The sequence below is a fragment of the Pseudomonas poae RE*1-1-14 genome (assembly GCF_000336465.1).
In the GTDB taxonomy this organism is placed as follows: Bacteria; Pseudomonadota; Gammaproteobacteria; order Pseudomonadales; family Pseudomonadaceae; genus Aquipseudomonas; species Aquipseudomonas poae.
Genome location: NC_020209.1, coordinates 1,966,894 through 1,992,640, shown reverse-complemented (window position 1 = coordinate 1,992,640; position 25,747 = coordinate 1,966,894). Strand labels below are relative to the sequence as shown.

At 59.6% G+C, this 25,747-nt stretch carries 24 protein-coding genes and 2 pseudogenes; 22 read left to right on the top strand and 4 right to left on the bottom strand.

All coding sequences use genetic code 11. From position 1 onward, the window contains the following. The first annotated feature begins 48 nt into the window (after positions 1-48). The 7 genes and pseudogenes from H045_RS08875 (at position 49) to H045_RS08845 (ending at position 8,103) form a co-directional block, all read left to right on the top strand. Positions 49-1,374 carry an alginate export family protein gene (locus H045_RS08875; protein ID WP_041931474.1) on the top strand — a complete coding sequence of 442 codons (1,326 nt, stop codon included), beginning with the start codon at positions 49-51 and terminating at the stop codon, positions 1,372-1,374. 732 nt (positions 1,375-2,106) lie between these two features. Continuing rightward, positions 2,107-2,277, top strand: a pseudogene (locus H045_RS08870) (alpha/beta fold hydrolase); the annotation flags it as partial. Continuing rightward, positions 2,274-3,470: a multidrug effflux MFS transporter gene (locus H045_RS08865; protein WP_015372119.1), complete on the top strand. Its 1,197-nt coding sequence runs from the start codon at positions 2,274-2,276 to the stop codon at positions 3,468-3,470. The pseudogene H045_RS08870 and the gene H045_RS08865, both read left to right, overlap by 4 nt. 122 nt (positions 3,471-3,592) lie before the next feature. Continuing rightward, a complete protein-coding gene (locus tag H045_RS08860) occupies positions 3,593-4,900 on the top strand; it encodes an NAD(P)/FAD-dependent oxidoreductase (RefSeq protein ID WP_015372118.1) in 1,308 nt (435 codons plus the stop codon). Then, complete coding sequence (locus H045_RS08855; RefSeq protein WP_244159690.1) at positions 4,843-6,138, top strand: MFS transporter; 1,296 nt, start codon at positions 4,843-4,845, stop codon at positions 6,136-6,138. Before H045_RS08860 ends, H045_RS08855 begins: the two co-directional genes overlap by 58 nt. Positions 6,139-6,566: 428 nt before the next feature. Continuing rightward, positions 6,567-7,466 carry a transcriptional regulator FeaR gene (feaR, locus tag H045_RS08850; RefSeq protein WP_015372116.1) on the top strand — a complete coding sequence of 300 codons (900 nt, stop codon included), beginning with the start codon at positions 6,567-6,569 and terminating at the stop codon, positions 7,464-7,466. A 217-nt stretch (positions 7,467-7,683) separates the two neighbouring features. Continuing rightward, positions 7,684-8,103: a hypothetical protein gene (locus H045_RS08845; protein WP_015372115.1), complete on the top strand. Its 420-nt coding sequence runs from the start codon at positions 7,684-7,686 to the stop codon at positions 8,101-8,103. 65 nt (positions 8,104-8,168) lie between these two features. On the opposite strand, the gene H045_RS08840 is transcribed toward H045_RS08845, so the two are convergent. Together H045_RS08840 and H045_RS08835 are read right to left on the bottom strand one after the other, a co-directional pair. Next, a complete protein-coding gene (locus H045_RS08840; protein ID WP_015372114.1) occupies positions 8,169-9,653 on the bottom strand; it encodes an aldehyde dehydrogenase family protein in 1,485 nt (494 codons plus the stop codon). Between the two features lie 138 nt (positions 9,654-9,791). Next, positions 9,792-10,268: a MarR family winged helix-turn-helix transcriptional regulator gene (locus H045_RS08835; protein ID WP_015372113.1), complete on the bottom strand. Its 477-nt coding sequence runs from the start codon at positions 10,266-10,268 to the stop codon at positions 9,792-9,794. A gap of 193 nt (positions 10,269-10,461) precedes the next feature. Between H045_RS08835 and H045_RS08830 the strand changes: the two genes are divergently transcribed. The 10 genes from H045_RS08830 (at position 10,462) to H045_RS08785 (ending at position 18,859) form a co-directional block, all read left to right on the top strand. Beyond that, a complete protein-coding gene (locus H045_RS08830) occupies positions 10,462-11,586 on the top strand; it encodes an amidase (RefSeq protein WP_015372112.1) in 1,125 nt (374 codons plus the stop codon). 1 nt (position 11,587) lies between these two features. Beyond that, entirely contained in the window at positions 11,588-12,139 is a 552-nt protein-coding gene (locus H045_RS08825) for a nuclear transport factor 2 family protein (RefSeq protein WP_041931473.1), read from the top strand. Positions 12,140-12,210: 71 nt separating this feature from the next. Further along, positions 12,211-12,834 (top strand): NIPSNAP family protein, encoded by a 624-nt coding sequence (locus H045_RS08820; protein ID WP_015372110.1) that lies wholly within the window; start codon positions 12,211-12,213, stop codon positions 12,832-12,834. A 416-nt stretch (positions 12,835-13,250) separates the two neighbouring features. Then, positions 13,251-14,423 (top strand): indole-3-acetate monooxygenase, encoded by a 1,173-nt coding sequence (gene iacA, locus H045_RS08815; protein WP_015372109.1) that lies wholly within the window; start codon positions 13,251-13,253, stop codon positions 14,421-14,423. 16 nt (positions 14,424-14,439) lie between these two features. Further along, positions 14,440-14,802, top strand: a complete 363-nt coding sequence (locus H045_RS08810; RefSeq protein ID WP_015372108.1) for a hypothetical protein — start codon at positions 14,440-14,442, stop codon at positions 14,800-14,802. Between the two features lie 19 nt (positions 14,803-14,821). Beyond that, positions 14,822-16,096 carry an aromatic ring-hydroxylating oxygenase subunit alpha gene (locus H045_RS08805; protein ID WP_015372107.1) on the top strand — a complete coding sequence of 425 codons (1,275 nt, stop codon included), beginning with the start codon at positions 14,822-14,824 and terminating at the stop codon, positions 16,094-16,096. 15 nt (positions 16,097-16,111) lie between these two features. Next, positions 16,112-16,588 (top strand): aromatic-ring-hydroxylating dioxygenase subunit beta, encoded by a 477-nt coding sequence (locus H045_RS08800; protein WP_015372106.1) that lies wholly within the window; start codon positions 16,112-16,114, stop codon positions 16,586-16,588. An 11-nt stretch (positions 16,589-16,599) separates the two neighbouring features. Then, positions 16,600-17,340, top strand: coding sequence for an SDR family NAD(P)-dependent oxidoreductase (locus tag H045_RS08795; RefSeq protein WP_015372105.1), 741 nt, complete (start codon positions 16,600-16,602; stop codon positions 17,338-17,340). Positions 17,341-17,390: 50 nt separating this feature from the next. After that, positions 17,391-18,350 (top strand): PDR/VanB family oxidoreductase, encoded by a 960-nt coding sequence (locus tag H045_RS08790; RefSeq protein ID WP_015372104.1) that lies wholly within the window; start codon positions 17,391-17,393, stop codon positions 18,348-18,350. 11 nt (positions 18,351-18,361) lie between these two features. Then, a complete protein-coding gene (locus tag H045_RS08785) occupies positions 18,362-18,859 on the top strand; it encodes a flavin reductase (protein WP_003232688.1) in 498 nt (165 codons plus the stop codon). A 60-nt stretch (positions 18,860-18,919) separates the two neighbouring features. Here the strand turns inward: H045_RS08785 and H045_RS08780 are convergent, their stop codons facing one another. After that, positions 18,920-19,795 (bottom strand): LysR family transcriptional regulator, encoded by an 876-nt coding sequence (locus H045_RS08780; RefSeq protein ID WP_015372103.1) that lies wholly within the window; start codon positions 19,793-19,795, stop codon positions 18,920-18,922. A gap of 114 nt (positions 19,796-19,909) precedes the next feature. Between H045_RS08780 and H045_RS08775 the strand changes: the two genes are divergently transcribed. From H045_RS08775 to H045_RS08760, 4 genes and pseudogenes are all read left to right on the top strand, one after another. Further along, positions 19,910-21,037, top strand: a complete 1,128-nt coding sequence (locus H045_RS08775) for a muconate cycloisomerase family protein (protein WP_015372102.1) — start codon at positions 19,910-19,912, stop codon at positions 21,035-21,037. 12 nt (positions 21,038-21,049) lie between these two features. Further along, positions 21,050-21,340 (top strand): muconolactone Delta-isomerase, encoded by a 291-nt coding sequence (gene catC / locus H045_RS08770; RefSeq protein WP_015372101.1) that lies wholly within the window; start codon positions 21,050-21,052, stop codon positions 21,338-21,340. Between the two features lie 41 nt (positions 21,341-21,381). Continuing rightward, positions 21,382-22,311, top strand: a complete 930-nt coding sequence (gene catA / locus H045_RS08765; protein ID WP_015372100.1) for a catechol 1,2-dioxygenase — start codon at positions 21,382-21,384, stop codon at positions 22,309-22,311. A gap of 314 nt (positions 22,312-22,625) precedes the next feature. Further along, positions 22,626-23,213: pseudogene (locus H045_RS08760) on the top strand (Na+/H+ antiporter NhaA); the annotation flags it as partial. 140 nt (positions 23,214-23,353) lie between these two features. Here the strand turns inward: H045_RS08760 and H045_RS25665 are convergent. Beyond that, positions 23,354-23,653 (bottom strand): BPSL0761 family protein, encoded by a 300-nt coding sequence (locus tag H045_RS25665; protein ID WP_305117495.1) that lies wholly within the window; start codon positions 23,651-23,653, stop codon positions 23,354-23,356. 758 nt (positions 23,654-24,411) lie between these two features. Between H045_RS25665 and H045_RS24445 the strand changes: the two genes are divergently transcribed. After that, positions 24,412-25,631 (top strand): IS3 family transposase gene (locus H045_RS24445; protein WP_422394203.1). Its coding sequence is split into 2 segments (ribosomal slippage): positions 24,412-24,757 and positions 24,757-25,631, totalling 1,221 coding nucleotides; the frame shifts between segments, so codons are not numbered across the junction. The last annotated feature ends 116 nt before the right edge of the window (positions 25,632-25,747 follow it).

The following is a 25,747-nucleotide window of genomic DNA, read 5'->3' as shown; positions in this document are numbered from 1 at the left end:
CCCATTTAATGTATCGCTTAACCCAATAAAAAAAATGGAAATGCAACCATGCGTCGATATTCCCTGCTTCACTTTTGTACCCTCGCTGCACTGTTCAATGCAACAACTCCCGCGGGCGCTTATGAGCTTTTTTCCCGAGATGACACCCATCTCAATGCTAACTTGGATGCGGTTTTTGGCGTTTTCCACAGTCGTGAAAGTTATCCAGCCTCTGGCCGGTTAACACAGGGGGCGTCCTCATGGCGAGAGGGCTACATCAAGTACGGCGTGAGCGGCGATCAGGGATTGCGAGGCGCAGGGACGGCCTATGGTGCCTTCTCACTGGTCAGTTCGGCCACTTGGGGGGACGGGGACGCTGCTGGCTACACTGATGGATCTGAGCGCACCACCAAGATTGAAGATGCTTATTTGGGATGGCGCTCGGGCAACCTGGTTGAAGTCCTTGGCAAAGACGGCATCGACTTTTCATTCGGTCGACAGAATATTGCAGTGGGCGACGGCTTCCTTATTCAGGGCGATGCCTTCAGTGCAGGTCGCGGCCTCGGCGACGGACAGTACAATCGTGGAGGTGCTTTCTACGTGGCTGCCCGCAAAGCGTTCGATAAGACAGCCGTGTTGCGCATTGGCGGTAAAGAGGGCTGGCGTGGCGATCTGATGTGGCTTAAATCCGATAACCCCTCTCAGGCCAATACCGAGATGTACGTCGGTACGCTGGAACACGTGGCTGCAGCCGGTACGGTTGGCCTGACGTACATCAACACCACGAAAATCGCTGAACAGTACGCTTCGCCCCTGCAGCTTGAGCGTGAAGGCATGAAGACCTACAGCGTGCGCGCAGTGGGTAATGCTGGCGTGGAAAACCTGTTTTTGTCGGGTGAATACGCCAGGCAAAACAAACCGAATGCGGCGAATGAGGACGCTTGGTATCTGGAAGCAGGGTGGACCTTTGCTGATGCTCCGTGGAGGCCGAGCGCCAGCTATCGCTACAGCCGCTTTTCAGAAGGTTATGACACCTTGTTTTATGGGACGGGTCGTGGCTACGGCACATGGTTCCAGGGTGAAGTGGCCAGTAACTATGCCGGCCCCTTCAACAATAACGCTCGTATCCAGAATGTTACGTTCAAGGTCAATCCTTTGGAAAGCCTGACCCTCGGAGCCATGTACTTTAATTACGACACCATCGATCGTAACGTGAGTAACACCGATGGTCATGAAATCGACTTGTATGCCGAATGGCGCGTTAATCAGCACTTGACCGTTTTGCCGTTGTTAGGCATCTACCAGCCAGACAAGAGCGCAGAGAAGGGGGGGACGCAGTTGGGTAACAACGATACAAATGTGTACACCCAGTTGGTGTTTTCTACGACATTTTGATACCTGGCAGGTGACTGATGTAACCTGTTTTTGTTCCTCGCCGTTTAGATAAAGTTGTATCCCTGCACACGCCATAGCTCACCGTCGGATCGCCGAGTTTTGCCTGGCAAACGTTCTGTACTTCTTGCGAGATCTAGCTTGATCAAAGAAAAGCATGACGTAAATAACGCAGTCAGCACTAGAAACCGGCAGAGCGTTTCATCCGTGCGCCTGGAATAGTTTCCACTTTTGCTCCTTGGTGGAGGTGCCCTCGTTCCCGAGGGCACCCTTTTTAGACAGCCACTCTTTTTGAGCGGTTCTTGGCCGCTTTATTCTGGCGTTGCGTTTCCCAAGACTATTTCGTCTGGAGCACTCACGATTTTAGCCCCATCGACTTTCCTGACAGCGTCGCCGCGACATCGAGCATCATTTCGCGCCAACGCCGAGGGCCGGCTTGAAGCTTGATGTCCGAAATTTACAATACCGTCACCAACCGCACGCCGATACTCGACCTCGATAGCGTGGGAGCAGTCGATACCTCCTTCAGTCGAGAATAATAATGTCCACTACCACAAACATAGACTTCATCTACTTGTCCGAGCGCGTATCGCTTCGATCGTTTCTGATTTGACCCAAACCTCATGCCACTGTAGGAGCGAGGTTGCTCGCTCCTACGCAGATTAGCGGAGCGAAGCTATGCACTCAGCCAGCAGTTTCTTCACCACTCGAGCAGGCCTGAACCTGCATGTCCTGCGCTCGGACTTTCTGCCGGCGGCGACCCTGCAAGCCATGCGCGACTGCAATGCGCAGGTGCGCACCGCCGAAGTCGCGGACGCCAGCCATTATGTGCACGACGACCAGGGCGCGGGCCTCAACCGCCTGGTCATCGAGTTTCTTCACAGACTCGCGATTTCCGGTCGATGAACCCGCGGGCACGCCTGATTGTATTGCTCTCATCATTGACGGCCTTCGGGCCGTTTTCGATTGACACTTACCTGCCCAGCTTCCCGCAAATCGCCGAGGACCTGTCGACCAGCACTGCGCAGGTGCAACACACCATCAGCGCGTTTCTCGCCGGGCTGTGCCTGGGCATGTTGTGCTACGGCCCGTTGTCCGACCGCTATGGCCGACGCCCTCTGCTGCTTGGCAGCCTGGTGCTGTACGCGGCAGCGACCCTGGGTTGCCTGTTTGCCGGCAGCGTCGAACAATTGATTGCCTGGCGCTTTTTCCAGGCGCTCGGTGGCGCGGGCGCGCTGGTACTGGCGCGCGCCGTTGCCAGGGACATGGTCGGCCTGGTGGAGGCCGCCAAAGTGCTGTCGTGGATGCACGTGTTGACGATGATGGCGACACTGGTCGCGCCGATGATCGGCACCAGGCTGGTGCTGATCCAGGGTTGGCGCACGATCTTCGCGACCTTGTTCATCCTGTCCAGCCTGTGCCTGTTGCTGGTTACCCTGACGCTTAAGGAAAGCCTGCCGATACAGGATCGCGGCGCGTCCGTGGCGGCGGCTTTCGCGGCCTACCTTGCCATTGCCCGCCAGCCCAGGGCGGTGGCACTGATCCTGTGCATGGCCTTGGGCTTTGGCGGCATGTTCGCCTTTATCACCGCTTCGCCTTTCGTGTACGTGGTGTATTTCGGTGCCTCGCCTCGTGTATTCAGCGCATTGTTCGCCTTGAACATCCTCGGCATCATCCTGGTGACCTTCATCAATGCGCGCTGGGTCGGCCGTTATGGGCCACAACGCATGCTCGGCGTGGGCGCGGTGCTGGTCAGCGGGGCAGGGCTGGGGCTGATGCTGGTCGGCTATACCGAATGGGGTGGACTGGCGAGTATCGTGTGTTGCATGGCGCTGTACATGGGTGTGACCGGGTTGATCGGCGCCAATTGCATGGCCAGCCTGATGACGCTGTTTCCACGCCGGGCCGGCGCGAGCGTGGCGTTGGGGATTTCGGTGCAATTTGCCACTGGCGCGCTAGCCAGTGTGTGGGTCAGCGAGTTGGCTGATGGCACCGCGTGGCCGATGTGCCTGGTGGTGGGGTGTTGCGGGTTGGGTAGTCTCGTCGCTTATGCGGTGAGCCGTCGCCTGCCTGCTCGGGCGGTCGCAATGCAAGCTTGAGTCCGGTGGCAGTTGAGTTGTCAGCCCTGACCAAGAATTCGGCAATACTGGACATGCCAGCCAGGCAAATCCGCTACACACTGTAGGCGTGATAGGCCCTGATAATAAAAAGGTAGTCTGGTATGTCGTTGTCTCTGGAAAACCCTTCTTCGTACTACACCATGACCCGTAAATACGATCTGTATTATCGGGATCTCGAAGGGGATATCGAGGCAGAGGTTGTGATTATCAGGGGCGGTTTTTCGGGTATCAACACGGCGCTGGAGCAGGCCGAGCGGGGTATCACCAACGTGGTGATGCTGGAAGCCAATTACTTGGGCTTCGGCGGTTCGGGGCGCAACGGCGGCCACGAGATGGCGGGCATCGGCCATGATCTGGAGAATATCGAAAAGGACGTCGGCCCCGAGGGGCTCAAGGCAATGTTCGAGATCAGCGACCTGGGTGCAAGCCTGATCAAGCAACACATCGCGCGGTATGACATCCAGGCAGATTTTCGGCACGGTTATGGTTACCTGGGCTTCAATAAGCGCCAGGGGAAGCTGTTGCAGTCCTGGGCCAAGGGTTTCCAGAGCCTGAATCCGGATCAAGAAATCACTTACCTGGAAGGTTACGAAGTGCGCAGCATCGTCGGGTCCGATATCTACACCTGCGCGCTCAAGCATATGGGCAATGGGCATATCCATTCGCTGAACCTGCTGCCGGGGCAGGCTCAGGCATTCACTGAAATCCATGGCAGCAGGATTTTCGAGCAGTCTCCTGTGCTTGAGGTGAACTATGGGACTCAAGTCCCCGCGCGAACCGCAAAAGGGTCGGTCAAGGCCGACAAACTGCTGTTTGCGTGCGGGGCCTTTCTCAACAAGCTGGACCGCTCGCTCGACAACTCCACCATCAACGTCTACGCAATCAATACGGTCACCGAGCCGCTGACCAATGAAATGATCGAGCGCATCAGCCCGATCCGTGGCGCCTTCAGCGATATCACGCCGATCATTGATTATTACCGGATCACCGCGGATAACCGGCTGATGTACGGCACCGCCGGCATGCTGCTCGAGTATGTCCCGCTGGACCTGAAGGCGTGGAACCATAAAAAGATGCTGAGACTGTTTCCCTACCTTGCCACCACCAAAATCGATTTGGCCTGGGGCGGCCCGATGGATTGCTCGTTGAACCTCTTCCCGCAGGTCGGCACGTTGGATGAGCATCCGAATGTGTTCTATGTGCAGGGATATTCCGGGTTCGGGGTCACACCCAGCCAGGTGATCGCCAGAGTCATCGCCGACGGCATGAGCGGTGGCTCGCCCGCCTGGGACGCGATGAGTTCAATTCCGCGCAAGCGTATTTTCGGCAAGGATCGTTTCAGGGCAGTGCTGTGCTCTCTGGGCAAGGTTTCTCGCCAACTCAATGCCTACCGTGTAGGCCGTCGTTAAGCAAACGTGGACTTCTGTTCATCAAGCCGGGATACCTCAATGAAAATTACAAAAAAAATCCGATCGATAAAACTTCCGTTTACTTGTGTGCAGGGCTGGTCTCGGGGGCGGGCGCACTATTATTGAACGTGCTGCCGGTCCTGTTTGGAGCGTTTGCCGAGCGATTCGGGCTGGGCGAGCACCAACTGGGTAACCTCGCCATGGCGATGAACCTGGGATTCGGCGCGTTCGGGCTGGCGTCATTGCTGTGGATTCACCGGCTCAGCTGGCGGGTTATTTCGGCGTTGTCGTCGGCGCTGGTGGTGGGCGCGGTGTTGTTTGTTTTGCGCGAGCCTTCCTATGAAATGCTGCAGGTGATCATGGCCTTGGCGGGTGCCGGGACAGGCGCCTTGTATGCCCTGGCCATGACGATTTTCGGTGACAGCTCTCGGCCCGAACGTGCGTTTGGTTTCAAGCTGGGTATCGAGACGGTACCGGGCGCCTTCCTGCTCATCCTGCTGCCAGTGGCGGTGGCGCCGGTGTGGGGCTTTGAAGGCATGTTGATCACCATCGCCCTTGCCATGGTGGTGATGGGCATTCTGCCGCTGCCTTGGGTGCCGCGTCGCAGCGAGCGCCAATTGGATGCGTCCGATGCTGCTGTCCAGATTGCCAGTACTGAGAGTCGCGCCATCGTGTGGTTGAGTCTGGTGTTCCTGACCGGCATCATGTCGGTGTGGGCGTTTCTCGAACTGATGGGGAAAAAGACCGGACTGAGCTCCGATACCATCGGGATGGTGCTGGCCCTGGGCTTTTTGATCAATGCAGGCGGTGGTTTCATCGCGTCGGCAATCGGCCTGAAGGTGGGGCGCTTCATGCCGGTGGCGGTTATCATACTCGCGGAGTTGCTGGGCCTGGTGGCGCTGGCGCAGTTTTCCTCTCTGACGACCTATGTCGTAGGGGTCATTTGCTTCCTGTTTTCGATCAGCTTCGTGCTGGCTTACACCTTTGGCGTCATGGCCGAGTTCGACCTGTCGGGCAAGCTTGTCGCGTTGGGCGCACTGTGCCTGTCTCTCGGTGCGGCATTCGGGCCAGCTATCGGTGGGTTCCTGATCGAGGCGTTTGGCTACTCAGCGGTATTCGTGTTCTCTGGCGCCTGTTCGGTTGCGGTCCTGGCCATCTATGGTGCTGCGGTGTTGAGAGCTCGGTTGGCGTTCAATCGCGCCAGGGATTCAGACACCGCAGTCATGTCCAGACTGTGAAGCAGGCGACCACCTGTTATTCAGCGCGCACTGCGCTGCTGCGCTGAGCCTCGACGAACGCCGCCAGGCGTTCGCTGGCATCGGCATTCAGCTCTTTGTAAGACTCCCCGGTGGCCTGCGCCATGGTCTTGATCATGCGCTTGGGCGCCAGCCAGTAGTACAACGCCGCCGACTGGCCTTTGAGTCATGCGCTGAAGTTGGATTTCGCAGCGCGTGGTCGACACCACAGGCTATCGGGCCTGGTCTGCGAACTATATGGGCTGGCGCCCTTGCACAAAGGTTTGGCAACAGCAGGCAAACCACGGCCTTCCAGTTGATTTTTTTGCGAGTTGGCGCGCTCTGTGCTTAATCATTAAAAGTAAGATTTTTTTGTTACCTGAATCACGTGAAAAGCGCACTAATAGTGGGCGTGTCCCTGGGAGAATATGATGAATGGTCAAGCGTTGTCGGCATGGAACGAAAGTGTGAACGCGGCTTGCGGTCGTTTCGAAACGCGCTATGACCATTGCCAGAGCCTTTTCATCGGGGAAATGAAACAAACACTGATAGGCAGCACGGCTGTTGCTCACATCCGCAGCAATGCCCATGTGATTGCCATGGATAGTCGGTCAAGCGGGCGCGATTCAGTGGGCCGGTGTTTCCTTGTGTTACAACAGCAGGGTTCAATGGCCATTGAACTGGGGGACCGGGTGGTTGACCTGCGGGCGGGTGACCTTGCTTTGCTCGACTTTTCCGAGGGGGTAAGAATGATCCCCCAGGGGTTGTTTTCCCATGTGTCGATCCCTCTGCCGCGTGAGCTGTTCAAGGACCTGGAGCGCGCCCGCTTCGGCAAACTGTCGACTACGGGGGGTTGTGGTCAACTGCTTGGCACGCTGGTGCGTCAGGTCGCTGGAGGCGAGCTGGCTCAGTGGTCTTGCCCGCAGGATGGCGACGGCGTGCAACGAGCCTTGGTTGCCTTGCTTGAGTCGGTGATGGAGTACCGCGCCAGCGACCACTCGCCGGGGTGGCAGTTGCATGAAGTGCAATCGGTCATCCAGCAGCGGCTCGACTCACCGCGGCTGTCGCCGGCGTCGTTGTCCGAGGAACTTGGCATTTCCAGCCGCCAGCTCTACCGGCTGTTCGAGGCCAGTGGCGACAGTGTTTGCCGGTACATTATGCGTGAGCGGCTGTTGAAGGCGGCGCAGGATTTGCGCGACCCCGTTTGCTCGCATCGCTCGATCACCGAGATCGCCAGCTATTGGGGGTTTGCCGACTCGGCGCATTTTTCCAAGACGTTCAAAAAGCAGACGGGGCTGACACCGAGCACCTACAGAAGTCGCGGGCGCTGAGTCCGGGTTCAGCGAACCGTGCGGATATGACTGCTTTCGTGTCGCATCCGCGCGGCTTTTTGTTGTCCGCGATTTGAGCGCAACCTGACAATAATTTGCAAAATGCTGTCCAGCATGTCCAATCAATCGGCGCCCGACTGCATCAGAATTTCTGTGTACCAGCTTAGAAACCGGCCCACAGCGATCTGATCCATTCATTCATTGAAACGGGTGCTTCATGACCAAGAAAGTATCGTCTTCCCTTGTGCTTCTGGCTGCACTGGCCTGCGGCTTTCCACACGCGCAGGCGCAATCCTCCGAACCGTTGCAGAGCACCATTGAGAACAAGCTGAACGGTATTGCCGCCAGCCGGCCGAAGAAAGACGCCAGGACAGTTGTCGAGCAGGTCTACACCGAGCAGACCCAGATCACCGGCGAAGGGGTAGCGGAGCGTTATCAGGGCAAGGCGCAGCTTACCGGCCTGGTTCAGCACCTGATGGCGGGCTCCAGGAGCACCGTCATCCATCTCAACCGGTTGGTGCAACTCAACGATGAGTCGGCCTACACCTGGGTGACGTGGGACGTGACTCCGGCCGGCAACGAGGAGCAGTTGAGTACGGCGGGGCGATGCGTGTCTGCCGTACTCGTTCACAAATAATGTTGGATCTCTACCTATCAGGTAGATAGAGATCTGCTTTTGATCTGCCCTCAAGTTCCTTCGTGTCAGTAGCGGATGATCACCGATTTCAGCTCGGTATAATCGTCGATAAACGCACTGCCGAACTCACGCCCGACACCCGACGCTTTCATCCCGCCAAACGGCACGCTGGGGTCGACGAAGGTGTGCATGTTGACCCACACCGTGCCCGCTTCGATTCGCGGGATCAGACGCAAGGCCTTGGACAGGTCGTTGGTCCAGATGCTGGCGGTAAGGCCGAACGGGCTGTCGTTCATTAGCTCGACCAGTTCTTCTTCATCGTCGAACCCCAGCACGCACACCACCGGGCCGAAGGTTTCTTCGTGCAGCAGTGGGTCGTCCTTGCCGGTGGCCACGATCAGCGTCGGTTCCACGTAGTAACCGGCGCGGTCCACTGCACGTGCGCCGCACACCACCTGGTTGCCCTGCAGGGCGCGGTCGAAAAAGCCGAGGATTTTGTCGAAGTGCGGCTTGTTCGACAGCGGGCCGAACTGGGCGTGTTCGTCCAGGGGCGAACCGATGACCATCTGCGACAGCATCGCGGCCATCTTCTGCGTCACTTGCTCGACGAGGGAGCAGTGCACGAACAAGCGCTCCGGTGAGGCGCACACTTGACCCTGATGCACATAGGCCGACTGCACGAAGCGCGCCACGGCGTCATCGACATTGGCATCGGCCAGTAGTGCCGCCGCGTTCTTGCCGCCCAGTTCCAGAGTGACGCGGGTCAGGTCGGCGGCCATGGCGGCCTTGCCCACGGCAATGCCGGTGGGCACCGAGCCGGTGAACGACACCTTGCGCACCTGCGGGTGTGCGATCAACTGCTGACCGACCTGGCCACGGCCGTTGACCACGTTGATCACGCCCGCCGGAATCCCGACCTCAATCGCCAGTTCTGCCAGGCGTAGCAGAGACAGCGGCGTGTATTCGCTGGGTTTGAGCACGACGGTGCAGCCGGTAGTCAGCGCGGCGCCGAGCTTCCATACGCCGATCATCAACGAGAAGTTCCACGGCACGATGGCCGCCACCACGCCCACCGGTTCGCGCAGGGTGTAGGCGCTGTACTGCTCGCCGTCCATGGCCGGAAACGACGGGGTCATTGTCTGGCCGCCGATCTTGCTCGCCCAGCCGGCGAAGTAGCGCAGGAACACCGCGCTCTGGCCCACTTCGATATGCCGCGACAGGTTGATCGATTTGCCGGAACTCAGGGTTTCCAATTGCGCCAGTTCTTCGCCGTTGGCTTCTATCAGATCTGCCAGGCGGTTGAGCAGGACGCCGCGCTGGTAAGGCGTGACCTGTGCCCAAGCGCCCTTGAAGGCGGTAGCCGCGCTGTCGACGGCCAGGTTCACATCTTCGGCCTGCGCATCACGCAACTGCGCAACGGTCTCGCCGGTGCCGGGGTCGATCACGCCGATGCGCTGCGCTGACGCGCTGGTGTGCACGGCGCCATCGATGAAGTTGGAATGATCGCGACCCAGGAAAGCAACGACTGAGGGCAATAAGGCAATGTGCATGGCGGGGCTCCAGTGAAAGGTTCGTCGCGCCCGTTGGGCGCTCGAAAGACCTCTGCATTAAAAGCCGATACGCGCCTGGCTGCTTGTTCAAGCCTGCCAGGAAGTTGACTATGCGCGACAGGCTATGTCGCGGCTGGCCTAGGGCTCGCCGAGGTTGTCGAACACCGTTTCGAGCAGGCGGCTCAGGCGCTGGATCTGCGCTTCAGTCATGCCGGTGAAGCTGCGTTTGAATACATCGCGGGTCGCCACCTGGATGCGTTCGATCGCCGCGCGGCCCTCGGGGGTGATTCGCACCTGGGTGACGCGGCCGTCGTCCTCGCAGGGCGCGGTATCGACCAGGCCATCTTCCTTCATGCGATAGACCGTCTTGGTGATGGTAGACAGCTTGGCGATCGCGTGGGTGGAAATCTCAGAAATGCTCGACTGGCCGTTCTCCTTGAGGATCAGCAGCACGCGCCAGCGCGGGATATCCAGGCCGATTTTCTTCAACGCCTTTTCCATGTACTGGCTGTAGCGGCCATGCACCATGGCCAGCCAGTAGAACGGAAAGTCTTCCTTGTGAAAGTTTTCGCTGCCGGGGTCGTAGCGGTTTGCGGTTTTTTTTACAGAAGTCATGGCGTGCTCATGTCAGAGGAGGCGAGTAATCATAGACTTTTCTCGTGAATTGGGCACGGTTATTGAGCCGTGCGGTCTGGGTCGACAATCATAAATATAATTGACAATTCACGTAATATTCGGTGAGTGTGAAAAAAAGGAAAGGGCGCATCGGGCGTCCGTATTCCGTAATTCGTACTGAAGGTGACGTGACATGACCCTGGTGATTGAACAGCTTTCCCTTGGCGGCGATGGTCCGACCGTGATGGTCAAGGACACTATCGATATCGCCGGCCTGTCAACGCGTGCGTCGAGCCAGGCCCTGGCGGATGCCGCGCCGGCCACCGCCCACGCCGATGTGGTGCAGGCCTTGCTGGACAAGGGCTGTCGCCTGGCGGCGAAAACCAGTCTGCACGAGCTGGCGTTCGGCACCACGGGCATCAATCACTGGGCCGGCACCGCGCCGAACCCGCGTTTTCCGGGGCGTATTCCAGGCGGTTCCTCCAGCGGCTCGGCAGCTGCCGTGGCTGCGGGGCTGGCGGATTTCTCCCTGGGTACGGATACCGGCGGTTCGGTGCGCATCCCCGCGTGTTGCTGTGGTGTGTTCGGTTTTAAGCCGACGTTCGGACGGGTCAGCCGCCGTGGCGTGATGCCGACGCACAGCAGCCTCGACTGTGTCGGCCCGTTTGCCGCGAGCCTGCCGATGCTGGTCACGGCCATGCAGGCGATCGACACGACCTTCAAGCCCGTGCCGACACCTGCCGCGCCGCGCCTGGGGATTGTGACGGTGCAGGCCAGCAAGGAAGTACAGCGCGTGATCGACGCTGCCATCGCCGGCAGCCAATTGCCCAATGAACCCCTCACGCTGCCCAGCCTCAAGGCGGCCTATGACGCCGGCATGGTGGTGATCAACCGCGAGACCTTCGATGCCTGCGGACATTTGCTGGACACCGGCAAGGTCGGCGCCGACATCGCCGCGCGCCTGGCGGCCGCCGACAACACCACGGCCACTGCGCTGGCCGAGGCCGAGCAGGTGCGCCTGCGCTTCACCGCCGAAGTCGATGCGGCGCTGCAACAGGTCGACGTGCTGGTGCTGCCAACCATGCCGGACTTCCCCTTGACCCTGGCCGAGGCGACCGACACCCAGGCGGTGCTGGGCATGACCGCCTTCGTCCGCCCGTTCAACCTGTCGGGGCATCCGGCGCTGAGCATCCCGCTAGCCAGTGCCGAGGGCCTGCCGGTTGGCCTGCAACTGGTGGCCGCCAAGGGCGCGGATGAGCAACTGCTGGCCATCGCCGGTCGCCTGCTTGAAAGCCTGTACGCTGGGCATGGTGGCTGAAATGAGCACAAGCATTCCCCGCGCAGACTTGGAACAACGCCTGCGTCGCTTTGAGATCCAGGACAGCGTCCGCGCCTGCATGAACCGCTACATGGTGTTGTGTGACGCCCTCGACGCACAAACGCCGCTCGACGAACTGGCCGGCTTGTTCACCGAAGATGCGGTGTGGGAGGGCAAGGGCGCCAAGTACGTCCAGAGCTTCGGCGGCTATCGCGGGCGCGCAGCCATTGCCGCGATGTTCGCCGGCTACATGAAAACCCCGGCGCACTTTGCCCTCAACGTGCACTTCCTCGCCAGCGAGCTTATCGAGGCGCGGGACGCCGCCGTGGTCGGCAGTTGGGTGATGTTGCAGACGTCCACCTTCGCCAGCGGCGCCTCCCACCTCAACGCCGCGCGTCTGAGCGTGCGCTTTGCCGAGGAAGACGGGCAGTGGCGCATGGCGCATTTCCAGACCGAAAACCTGTTCAGCCGCCCGGTACAGGCGTGGAGCAGCGACGCCGAGCTGCCGGTGCCCAAGCCTGCCGCACAGGTGAGCGATAGCGCTCACGAATAACCCCTGACTTTCATATTCCGCGACTGCCGATAACGGCGGGCGCGCTGTGCGCGTGGCGCCTGGAGATTGCTTTGAAACTGTTCGAACTGTTGACCTTCACCTTGCGTGTACGCACCGTGCCGCAAGCCTTGCCACGCCTGGAGCAGAGTTTGCGCGAGGCGGGCGAGGGCGTGCATTTGATGGGCTGCTGGGTATCGGAAATCGGCTCGCAGAATCTTATCGCGGTGCTGCGCGGGTTCGACGATGGCGGCTGTCGTGAACGCGAACGCGAGCGCTATCTGCTGGCGTCCGATGGCTTTGCGATCGGCGAATTTCTGCTTGAACAGCAAGTGGATGATTACAGCGCCTTCGATTTTGTCGAACCGCTGCCTCCCGGGGCTCATGGCCCGTTCTATGAATTGCGCGAATACAACCTCGTGCCCAGCGGGCTGGCACCGACGTTGCGTGGTTGGGTCAAGGCCGTGGAGCGGCGCACCGGACCGGACTATTCCCAGGTGTATGCCGCGTTCTATGCCACCAGTGGGCAGATTCCGCGCTACTTGCACATCTGGCCCTACAGCTCGCTGGAACAGCGCCTTGAAGTGCGCACTCGCGCCGTGGCCGAAGGCGCCTGGCCGCCGGAAAATTCCGCGCCGCAACTGTTGCAGATGCACTCCACGGTCTATCTGCCGGCGCCGTTCTCGCCGCTGCGCTGAAAAAATTGCACAGAGCACCCCCTGTAGGAGCGAGCTTGCTAGCGAAGAACTCTCAGACACCGCGTTTATCCAGGTGGTACACGTCATCGTTGAGGTTTTTAGCGGGCAAGCTCGCTCCTAAATTTTTATATTTTTTAAAAATAAATTTTTAATTTATTAACGATAATCCCATTTAAAACAATGAGTAATACTTATTTCATCCAATATTTACGCAAAATATTACGTGATTAGTATTGTTTTTAAGCGTGATAAATCAATTGACAATTCACGTAACCAAGCTCAAATTCACCCCAACGGCACCCACAAAAACAAAGGTAACCACTATGCCGATCCATCGCCCTCGTTACGCCCCGCGTCCCCGCTCGACGCTGAATTCCCGCCCAGCCCAATACCGTTCCTGAAAACGGAGTCAATCTATGCATTCGCTTAAAAAACCAGCGGTTGATACGGTGAGCTCGCTTGCCAGTGGCCCCGCCTTCGAAGCCTTGCTGGTCGATGTGCGTGAACGTGCCCGAGCCGGCGAGTTCGACTGCCAGCGCCACATTTCCCAGGACGTGATCGAGGCCTTCAAGCAGCACGGCGTTTACCGGGCACTGGTGCCCAAGCGCTTTGGTGGCCTGGAGTGTTCGCCGGCCGAGTTCTGCCAGGTGATCGAGCGTATTGCCCAGGCCGATGGTTCCGCCGGTTGGGTTGCCAGCTTCGGCATGAGCCCGGTGTACCTCGCGGCGCTGCCGCTGGAGAGCATCGCCAAGGTGTATGCCAACGGTCCGGACGTGGTGTTCGCCGGTGGCATCTTCCCGCCGCAACCGGCGGAAGTGGTCGAAGGCGGTTTTGTGGTCAATGGTCGTTGGAAATATTCCAGCGGCTCCCTGGGCTCCGACATTGTCGGCGTCGGCATCGCCCCGAAAAACGGCGACACTTTCGGCCTGCCACGCATTGCGGTAATGCCGCGCAGCGCGATCCGCATCGACGAAACCTGGGACACCGTCGGCCTGCTCGGTACCGGTAGCCATGACCTGGTCGCCGAACATGTGCGGGTCTGCGAAGAGTGGACGTTCGTGCGTGGCGGCTTGCCGAATCTGGACGAGCCGTTCTTCCGCTACCCATCGCTGTCATTCGCCACCCAGGTGCTCTCGGTGGTCAGCTTGGGCGTTGCCCGTGCGGCACTCGATGCCCTGGCCGACATGGCCAGTGGGCGGGTCTCGGTCACTGGCGCCCCGGCGATTGCCGATCGGCCCCTGGCCCAGGTCGACATTGCCCGTGCCGAAGCCGAGTTGCGTGCCGCACGGGCGTTTTTCTACGAATCCATCGACCGCGCCTGGGACTACGTCCTGGCCGGCGACGCGGTACCCGTGACCGCGACTAACCTGCTGCGGCTGTCGTCGACCCATGCCACCCGCGTCGCCGCCGATGTGGCGCGTACCGCGCAAATGCTCTCGGGCATGAGCGGCGTGTACAACGACAGCCCGCTGGCCCGCTGCGTCAACGACGCCCAAGTGGTGACCCAGCACGCCTTCATGGGCGACATCACCTATCAAAACGCCGGAGCCATGTTCTTCGGCAAACAGCCTTTGCCTGGCTACCTCTAACCGTCGAGGAAATAAAATGAGCGATAAAAAGACCTTGCGCGTGCTGTTCTGCATGGGCATCAACCAGAATTTTTTCGATGCCGCGCGCGACGAGCAATTGCAGGTGTGGGCAGCGTTCAGTGCAATGTGGAACGGCATTCACGACCTCGCCGGCGTCAAGGTGCTGGGCAACATGGATGACGACCAGAGCATGGTCGGGCCTTCCGATGGCTTCCCCTGGACCACCTACCTGCTGGCCGACGTGCCGGACATCGATACCGTGCATGCCGCCTGCAACCTGTTTCGCACAACACCCGTGGGAGATGGCCCGTACAAGCTGTGGCGCTACACCAAGATCGAAGCCCGGGTTGGGCGCGAGCTGATCATTCAGCGTACTTGATGCCGACGAGGACACTCCCATGAGCAAGCTGATTCCCGCAGTAAACCTTGACGTCGACCCCGCCGACCTGGTGCAGGCCGACCGCGTCCACACCTCGATGTACACCGACGCGCAACTGTTCGACGCCGAGCTGGAGAAGATTTTCTACAGCACCTGGATCTGGGTTGCCCACGCAAGCGAGATCCCCGACAACGGCAGCTACAAGACCACCTATATCGGCAAGCAGCCGGTGATCGTGGTGCGTGACCGCAAGAAAGACGTGCACGTGCTGCTCAACCGCTGCCGTCACCGTGGCGCCACCGTATGCGAACACAAGAAAGGCAAGACCAACAGCTTCGTCTGCCCGTACCACGGCTGGGGCTACGCGCTCGATGGCTCGCTGCGCGGTATTCCGCACCCGGAAAGCTACGGCGATTGCATCGACAAGGCCGAGCTGCCGCTGGTCAGCCTGCGCACCGAAAGCTATGCCGGCATGATCTTCGCCACGTTCAAGGACGACATCGAGCCGCTGGAGGACTACCTCGGCGCGGCGAAAAAATGGATGGACCTGTTCATGAAACAGGGCGCAGGCTATGGCATCAAGGTTCCGGGCGAACACCGCTTCCGTTTCCCCGGCAACTGGAAGATCCAGCTGGAAAACACCACCGACGCCTACCACTTCCCGTTGGTGCACAAGAGCTTTCTGTCGTCGGTGGACGAGCAGACCCTGGCGCTGTTCGACTTCGTCAAGGGCCCCGGCTACGTCGAGGACCTGGGCAACGGCCACAGCGTGATGGTGATGATTCCCGACCTGATCGACCTCGAAGCCGACCTGGACAAACCGATCCCCGAGCGCTTCGAAGGCCTCGCGGCCGAGCTGCGTGACGGAGGTATCGAAGAGCAACAGGTGCGCCGGATCGTGCGTGCGGTCGGCGGCACCTGCTTCAACCTCAACCTGTTCCCCAATGTCGCTTGCTCGATGGCGTTCTTCCGGGTGCTGCAACCGATCTCGGTGACCGAGACCGAAATCCACCACTCGGTGATCACCATGGACGGCGGCCCGGCCGTGGCCAACCGTTATCGCCTGCGTCTGCATGAGCACTTCCAGGGCCCGATGGGCTTCGGCACCCCGGACGATTCCGAGGCCTGGGAACGGGTCCAGAAGGGCGCCAGCGCCGGTGAACGCCTGTGGATCATGCTCAACCGCGGCTTGCCCGGCGAGCAGGCCAGTGCAGACGGGCTGGTATCCGATGTGAGTGCCGAAACCGGCATGCGCGCGGCCTATCAGCAGTGGAAAAAGATGATGTCGGCCTGACCCGTGGAGAACCTTATGAACCTGCAATTACTGCACGAAGTGACCGCTTTCATCTGGCAGGAAGGCGACATGCTCGACCACGGGGAATACGACGGCTGGTTGAAGATGTGGACCGAGAAGGGCACCTACATCATACCCATCGATCCTCTGGAAACCGACTTCGAGAACACCCTCAACTACGCCTACGACGACCATCATATGCGTGAGCTGCGGGTGCAACGCCTGACCGGCGGCGAATCGATTTCCACTAGCCCGCAACCGCGCACGGTGCGCATGCAGTCGCGGTTTCGGGTGTTGGCCGATGACGGCGTGCAGGTGACGGTGCGCTGCGCGCAGAACATCCGTGAGTTCCGCAAGGAAAGCCTGAAGTTCTACAGCGCCGACCTCACCTACCAACTGATCCGCAGCGAGGGTGGTTTCAAGATCCAGCGCAAAGTGGTCAGCCTGATCAACAGTGACGATGCCCTTGCCGGTATCGGCTACATCCTTTAAGGAGCGCCGAAATGAGCCAGATCGCATTGGTGACGGGCGCGGGTCAGGGCCTGGGGCAGCATTTCTGCGCGAGCCTGCTGCGGGCCGGGTACTCGGTGGTCATTACCGACCTCAACCTTGACGCCGCGCAAGCCTGCGCCAAACAGTTGGATCCCGCCGGCGAGCACACGCTTGCGCTGCAACTGGACGCCGGCAGCAAGGCCGATTTCGAAGCGGGCCTGGAGCAGGTGCTGGCGCGTTTCGGCGCGCTGCACGTGGTGGTCAATAACGCGGCCGTCACTAAGACCACGCCGCTGATGCAGATCAGCCCCGAGGAATTCGACGCCGTGGTCGGCCTGAACCTGCGCAGTGTGTTCCTTGGCTGCCAGGTGCTGGGCGCGCACATGGCCGAAACCGGCTATGGACGCATCATCAACATGGCCTCCCTGGCCGGGCAAAACGGCGGCACCGCGACCGGCGCGCATTATGCCGCGAGCAAGGGCGGCATCGTGACGCTGACCAAGATCTTCGCCAAGGAATTTGCCGCGCGCGGGGTGACGGTCAACGCGATTGCCCCAGGCCCTATCGAATCGGCGGCGGTGCGCGCGGCGATTCCGGCCGAACGCTTGCCGGGCCTGATGGCCAATATTCCGGTGCAGCGCCTGGGCGATGCGGATTTTCTCGGTGACTTGATTGTGCAGTTGGCACGCCCCGAGGCGTATTTCGCTACCGGAGCCACTTGGGATGTGAATGGCGGCCTGTTCATGCGCTGACTGATACCGGCCGCTACGGCGGCCTTTGCGAACTCCATGGAATAATGGCCATGACTGAAGAACTGTTGGACGTAGTCGTGCGCAAGCGCGAGCTGCAAGGGGACGGTGTTGTCGTCCTGGACCTGACCCGCCGTGACGGCGCGCCGCTGCCGATGTTCGATGCCGGTGCGCACGTCGATATCCATATCGGGCCGGGGCTGGTGCGCCAGTACTCGTTGTGCAGCAACCCTGCCGACCCGAGCCTGTATCGCCTGGGTGTGCTCAGGGATCCGGCCTCGCGCGGTGGTTCGGTCGGGGTGCATGACATCCTGCTCGAAGGTCACGAGGTGCAGATAAGCCTGCCGCGCAACCTGTTTGCGCTGGCGGCCGATGCGCGGCGTTCAGTGCTGTTGGGTGGCGGTATCGGTGTCACGCCGATCATTGCCATGGCCTATGCGTTGCACGCGGCCGGCCAAACTTTCGAACTGCACTACTGCGGGCGTGAGCGTAAGCGCAGTGCGTTCCTCGCGGAACTGGCCAGCGCACCGTTTGCCGCGCAGGTGTTCACCCACTTCGATGACGAAGGGCCCGAGCAGAAGCTCTATCTGGCCAAGGTGCTGGGCAAGGGCGAGGCCGGCGTGCACATGTATACCTGCGGCCCCGCAGGGTTCATGGACTGGGTGATCCAGGGCGCGCGCAAGCAGGGCTACAGCGAGTCGCACATCCACAAGGAATATTTCCAGGTGGAAGTGGACAACTCGGGTGGCAGTTTTGAAGTGGTGGCCGCACGCAGCGGCAAGACCGTGCAGGTGGCCGAAGGGCAGAGCATTCTCGCCGCGCTGGCGCAGGTGGGCGTCAAGATCGAGATTTCCTGCGAGCAGGGGGTGTGCGGGACCTGCCTGTGCGACGTGCTCGAAGGAGAGCCGGACCATCGCGACGTGTACCTCACGGACGATGAAAAGGCCGGCAATGACCAAATTCTAGTGTGCTGTTCACGAGCCAAATCCAAAAAACTCGTGCTGGATATCTAAGGGGAACGACCATGATAGATGTAGGCAGCTTTCGCAATGCAATGGCCATGCTGGGCGGTGCCGTGTCGGTCATCACCACCGATGGCGCCGCAGGACGGTTCGGCTTTACAGCGTCGGCGGTCTGCAGCGTGACCGACTCACCGCCCACGCTGTTGGTGTGCATGAACCGTTCCTCTCATTCCAACGAGCATTTCAAGCGCAATGGCGTGGTGTGTGTTAACACCCTATGCGGCGATCATCAGCACCTGTCCGGTGCTTTCGCCGACCGCACGCTGAGCATGGATGAGCGCTTTGCTGTGACGGGGTGGACCACCCTGGAAAGCGGCGCGCCGGTGATGCTCGAAGCGCTGGTGAACTTCGACTGCCGGATCGCGCAGGTCCACGAAGTGGGTTCCCACAGTATTTTCTACTGCGAGGTGCAGACCATTCGCCAGAGCGGTGCGGACGAGGGCCTGGTATATTTCAACCGCGCCTATCACCGCCTGGGTGAAGCCTCCAAGGCTTGCTGAATGCCACGTTCGCTGGAGAGCGAACGGTAGCCGGGTTCAGACAAACCCGGCCGGAGGAACTCAGATCAATTCTTCCACCAACTGCAGGCAATGTGTAAGCCCCGGCGACTGGTCATTCATCCGCCGGCTCAGAATGATCGGCGAGGTCGCAGTGGTTTCCACAACAGGCGTGTAGCCGATGTCCGCGCGGTGCAGCACCTGCACCGAAGCCGGTACCAACGTCACACCCATGCCCGCGCCGACCAGGCCGATGGCGGTCTGCAATTCGTTGGTCCATTGCGCCACCTTGAGGCTCAGGCCATGGGCGTCGAACAGCGCGATCACATGGTCTGCATAACTGGGACGCGGATTGCCGGGGTACAGCACAAAAGGCTCTGCGGCCAACTGGGCGAGGGTGGCTGGTGCGGCCAGCAACGGGTGGCGGGCGGGCAATACGGCGACTAGTCGATCTTCCACCAGTACGCGCTGGACGATGGCCGAGTCGTCGATGCGGATTCGCCCGAAACCCACATCGATCCGCCCGGCCTTGAGCGCTTCGACCTGTTGTAAGGTGGTCATCTCCGACAGCCCCAATTCCAGCTCCAGCGCCTCGTGGGTGCGCAGCATGCGAATCAGTTCCGGCAACACGCCATACAGGGTCGACGGCGCAAAGCCGATGCCCAGCCAAGTCTTCTCTCCCTGGCCGATGCGCCGCGTGTTGGCGCACACCGTGTTCAGCTGTTCCAGCAGCACATTGGCATGCTCATAAAAAAACCGTCCGGCCTCGGTCAGCCGCAGCGGCCGGCCGCGTTCGAGCAGAACAACCCCCAGCTCATCCTCCAGTTGCTGGATCTGCCGGCTCAAGGGCGGTTGTGCGATGTGCAGGCGTTCGGCGGCGCGGGTGAAGTTAAGGGTTGCCCCCAGCGCTTGGAAATAACGCAGGTGACGTAGTTCCATGATCACTCCCTCCATACCCTAAGGGTATTGTTCGAGACTCATTCTATATTGGATGCCCTGAAGAATAGGGAACAGAATCGGATCAAATCTAAAAAGAACTCAACAGGTATCGCCATGCCCATTTGCGCCATAGAGTCGATCGAGACCATCATCGTCGACCTGCCCACCATTCGCCCGCACAAGCTGGCGATGCACACGATGCAGAACCAGATCTTGGTGATCATCCGCGTGCGCTGCGCCGACGGCATCGAGGGCATCGGCGAATCCACCACCATTGGCGGCCTGAGCTACGGCAATGAAAGCCCCGACAGCATCAAGGTCAACATCGATCGCCATTTTGCGCCGCTGCTGATCGGCCAGGACGCCAGCAATATCAATGCGGCCATGTTGCGCCTGGAGCGCAGTATTCGGGGCAACACCTTTGCCAAGTCCGGCGTCGAAAGCGCCTTGCTCGATGCGCTGGGCAAACGCTTGAACCTGCCGGTCAGCGAACTGCTCGGCGGCCGCGTGCGCGATGCGTTGCCGGTGGCCTGGACCCTGGCCAGCGGCGACACCGAAAAGGACATTGCCGAGGCCGAGAAAATGCTCGACCTGCGCCGCCACCGCATCTTCAAATTGAAGATCGGCGCCGGTGAGGTCGACCACGACCTGGCCCACGTGATCGCAATCAAAAAGGCCCTGGGCGACCGCGCCAGTGTGCGCGTGGACGTTAACCAGGCGTGGGACGAGGCGGTGGCATTGCGCGCGTGCAAGGTGCTTGGCGACAACGGTATCGACCTGATCGAGCAACCGATTACCCGCAATAACCGCGGTGGTATGGCGCGGCTCAACCTGTCGAGCCCGGCACCGATCATGGCGGATGAATCCATCGAATCTGTGGAGGACGCCTTCAACCTGGCCCGCGAAGGCGCGGCGTCGGTGTTCGCCCTCAAGATCGCCAAGAACGGCGGCCCCCGCGCGGTGTTGCGCACGGCGGCAATCGCCGAGGCGGCGGGCATCGGCCTGTACGGCGGCACCATGCTCGAGGGCGGTATCGGCACCCTGGCGTCGGCGCATGCATTCCTCACGCTGAACAAACTGGCGTGGGACACCGAACTGTTCGGCCCACTGCTACTGACCGAGGACATCCTCACGGAGCCGCTGGTGTACCGTGATTTCCACCTGCATGTCTCCACCGCACCGGGCCTGGGCCTGGCCATCGATGAGGAGCGCCTGGCGTTCTTTCGTCGTGACAAACACTGAGAGGCACCTGCCATGTTGTTCCATGTGAAAATGACCGTGAACCTGCCCCTGGACATGAACCCCGAGCGCGCGGCCAGCCTCAAGGTCGATGAGAAGGCCCTGGCGCAGCGTCTGCAACAGGAAGGAAAATGGCGCCACCTGTGGCGTATCGCCGGACATTACGCCAACTACAGCGTGTTTGATGTCGACAGCGTGCAAGACCTTCACGACCTGCTGATGCAACTGCCGCTCTTCCCTTATATGGCCATCGAAGTGAACGCCTTGTGCCGGCACCCTTCGTCGATCCATGAAGATGACCGCTAAGCCTGTCATTCACCCAATAATTACAAGATGAGGAATGCACTATGTCCACCCGACTGTCACAGACCGACCACGCTCAACAGTTTCTTGAAGAGGCCAGCGGCAACCTTAACGATGGCGGCAACCCGCGCACCAAAGCGTTGGTGTACCGAATTCTGCGCGACACCGTGAACATCATCGAAGACCTGGAGGTGACCCCCGAAGAATTCTGGAAGGCGGTCAACTACCTCAACGAACTGGGCAAGAACCAGGAAGCCGGGCTGCTCGTCGCGGGGCTGGGGCTGGAGCATTACCTGGACATGTTGATGGACGCCGCCGATGTCGAGGCCGGCAAGACCGGTGGCACCCCGCGTACCATCGAAGGCCCGCTTTACGTGGCCGGTGCGCCGTTGTCCAAGTACGAAGCGCGGCTGGATGATGGGACCGATGCCGCCGCGCCGCTGTTCATGCGTGGTCAGGTGCGCGATACCGACGGCAATCCACTAGCCGGCGCGATTGTCGATGTGTGGCAAGCTAATACCGGCGGCACGTATTCGTGGTTTGACCCGACGCAATCGGAGTTCAACCTGCGTCGACGCATCGAAACCGATGCCCAGGGCAACTATCGTTTCCGCAGCATCGTGCCGTCGGGTTATGGCTGCCCGCCGACCGGGCCGACCCAACAGTTGCTTGATCAACTCGGGCGCCACGGGCAGCGGCCGGCGCATATCCATTTCTTTATTTCGGCACCGGGTTACCGGCACCTGACCACACAGATCAACCTGTCGGATGACCCGTACTTGCACGACGATTTTGCGTATGCCACACGCGATGAACTGATCGCCGAAATCCGCTTCAGCGACGATCAGCAACTGGCGCGGGAGTTAGGCGTGCAAGGGCGCTTTGCGCGGATTGATTTCGACTTTGAGCTGCAGGTGGCCGCTGCACCGGTAGAGCAGAAGCGCATGCAGCGCGTTCGTGCGCTCGAGGATTGAGCGCGGTAGGGCAGGTGAGTACCTGACTGTTCGGGATTACGGTGTGTCGGCCAGTCTATCGACCGATAGATCGCAACGGGGGCGCAAGCAGACTTTAGTTGCATTGCCTGGTCAGCGGATGCTGGCCAGGCTTGGCGCAGAGGCTTTTTTGGAGAAACTCAGCCGAATTGATCTGCATATTCAACTACGGTTTTAGACTTCCTGTTACGTGTTAGCTGATAAGAAAAAATTGCCAGCCACATGAACCAGCCTGGCATCACCATCAAGACGACGCTCAGCCATTTCGCGGCTGAGTACCGTGCACTGTTCGCCAAGGGTCGGCTATTCCTGCAGCGACCGGTATCGCGTTTGCCTTGGGCGTACTGTCGCTGCTCGGTAAACGTGTGCCCATTTCGTTGAGAATCTTTCTGTCCGCGCTGGCGATTCTTGATGACCTTGGTTCTGTACTGATCATCGCCCTGTTTTACACCAGCGGCTTGTCGGTCAGCATGTTGCTGGCCTCACTGAGCGTTATTGTGTTCCTGGTGATGCCCACGTGGGTCGCTTTCGCCGTTGTACCCATCTTCGGTTTTGCCAATGCGGATGTCTCTCTTGCCGGTATCTCGCCCAATAACCTGATCGACCCGGTACCTCTGGGAGTAACGCTTGGGCTATTGCTAGGCAAGCAAATTGGCGTGTTTGGTTTGGCTGCGCTGGCTATTCGCGCAGGGCTGGCCAAGCTGCCTGAGAAATGTGATTGGTCTCAGCTGTACGGTGTAGCGCTGCTGTGCGGAATTGGTTTCACAATGAGCCTGTTCATCGGGGCGCTGGCTTTCCCGGATAACCTACATTTGGTCGATGAGGTGAAGGTTGGGGTGCTAATGGGCTCCATTCTTTCCGCTGTCCTCGGTGTTGCTGTTCTTTTGAAGGCTAAACTTTGCCGTTCCCAACCGCTCAGGATCGTACCTTTCTCAAAGGCCTGTGAGTTTGTCACGGAAAGTCGGAACTCCACGTTCAGCAGACATGCCGGCGCCGGTAAAAAACACAACCTTTCGAGCGTCAGTCACGGCTTTGATGGCGCGATCCCAGCATGTCCTCTGGAAGCTTTGTCGGCTGCAGAGCAAACGAACGGGGTGTGGTAGCTGCTATCGATTGCGGAGCTGAAGACTGGGCCCATCGGGGACACGTCAGTATCTGACGCTTCTTCAATCCGTCCTGCCAGAAGCACCTGAAACTGAGATGGATAGTGACGCAGGAGGAATTTGGCGTCACGGCGTACCCTTTCTGGCATCGATAAGTCTCGGGAGAGCTCGAGCAGAAACGCCCCCGTTTGGATGACTGCCCGGGTACGTTCAATCGGCATGGTCATGTTTAAGCCCTCTTGGTCATCGTGCTGCCGCAATTAGGTGCTCACGCTTGGCGAGTGCTTCCTATGATGTCTTGACCTACAGTTAGTTGACGTGCCGTATCGGCCACACAGAGAACATGCTACTAGGTTCCTTAGGCTAAGGCCCCCATGCGTGAGTGCTTGGACGAAATCAATCGGCGTTATGCTGCGCAACGGATTCCTGTGCAGAACACGTTAGCCCTGCCCGAAGTGAAGCCACCAAACCCCGACAAATAGCCAACATCGCCCACCATCAGCAGTCCTTGGTTGCGTGTTTGAAAACATCCATTGACTTGGTGAGGGTTCAAAAGATCTATGGTATTTCTTACTGAAACGTTATCCCTAGATGCGTGGATCAGCCGGCGAGCCTTCAACCCGGTTCCAGTTCGCATCCGCCTAACAGGGCCCGGTCCAGAAACCTGTTCTGTTTATCAGATCTGTTCCGAAGCAAGCCCTGAGCATGCTCTTCAAAATCTGCTTTCATTTTCCACTTGAGTGTCTTTTGAATCGCCCCGGATTTCGTAGATACCTCGTTGGATTAAACGTAAGCGTCCGGGGAAGTCATCTACCCGATCCCTGCGATGGCTGAATGTGTACGGCAACGTCTTTCAGCAGGCTTTTGAGAAGGTATTCAGCCCTCCCTAGCCCGCAAAAACTATATTCGTGAACGAGCCCCATGAAAGACAGGACACCGTTTCCCCCTTACGATAAGGGATAGGCAAACGGTTATGTTTATGACTAATAGCAACGACAAGAGTGGGGAGCTTTTGGGCCAGGAGCGGCGGCGCCGCTGGAGCCCGGAGCAAAAACTGGCCATGGTTCGCGAGAGTCTTGAGCCAGGGCAAAGCGTTTCGGTGGTCGCTCGACGCAACGGCATCAATGCCAACCAGCTGTTCCTATGGCGCAAGTTATATCAGGACGGCAGTCTGTCGGCGGTCAGTGCCGGTGAATCCGTTGTGCCCGCCTCGGAGCTGAGCGATGCGCTCAAGCAGATCCGTGAACTGCAACGGATGCTGGGCAAGAAAACGATGGAAGCAGAAATCCTCAAAGAGGCCGTGGAGATCGCCCGGTCGCGAAAATGGATTGCGCACTCACCTTTGTTGCCGGGGGACGACCAGTGAAGCTGGTCAGCGAATGTCTCGGTGTGGCGCGCTCGCAATTAACGGTTCGAATCAAGCAATCGGTATCGCTCAAAGTACGGCGCCGCAGGCCTGTGGACGATGCTGATCTGGTGGTTGAAATCCAGCAACAGATCAGCGAACTGCCCAGCTATGGCTACCGTCGTGTTTGGGGATTGCTGCGTCGTGCCCGTGAAACCCAGTCGCTGCCGGCGATCAATGTGAAACGGGTTTACCGGGTCATGCGCGATCACGACCTGCTGTTGGCGCGGCGCATCAAACAGCCCGGCGTGCCGCGTCGGCACGAGGGTCGTATTGCGGTGCAAACCAGTGATACGCGTTGGTGCTCGGACGGCTTTGAGTTCCGCTGTGAGGACGGCGCCAAACTGAGCGTGACCTTCGCCCTGGATTGCTGTGACCGCGAAGCCATCGGCTGGGTCGCGAGTCCGACCGGGTACAGCGGCGATGACATCCGCGACTTGATGCTGGAGAGCGTAGAGAAACGCTTCGGTGATCAACTGCCTGCAACGCCGGTTCAATGGCTAAGCGACAACGGCTCGGCGTACACCGCCGAACAGACACGCCTGTTTGCTCGACAGATCGGTTTGCAGCCGGTGACCACCCCGGTGCGCAGCCCGCAGAGCAACGGCATGGCCGAGAGCTTCGTGAAGACGATCAAACGTGACTACGTTGCGCACATGCCCAAGCCGGATCGAGAAACGGCGCTGCGCAACCTGGCAATTGCCTTCGAGCATTACAACGAGCAGCATCCGCACAGCGCCTTGAACTATCGCTCACCGAGGGAGTTCAGGCGCTTGGTAGCAGCATCAATTTGACGGGGAGTTGGTGTCCGGTTTTGTAGGGGCAAGTCCAATTCGCTAGCTCTTAAATCACTGTCGATTTCTCGGTGGAGACGTCGGTGTAGTCAGCTTACGATAGCGCGCTCTGCATC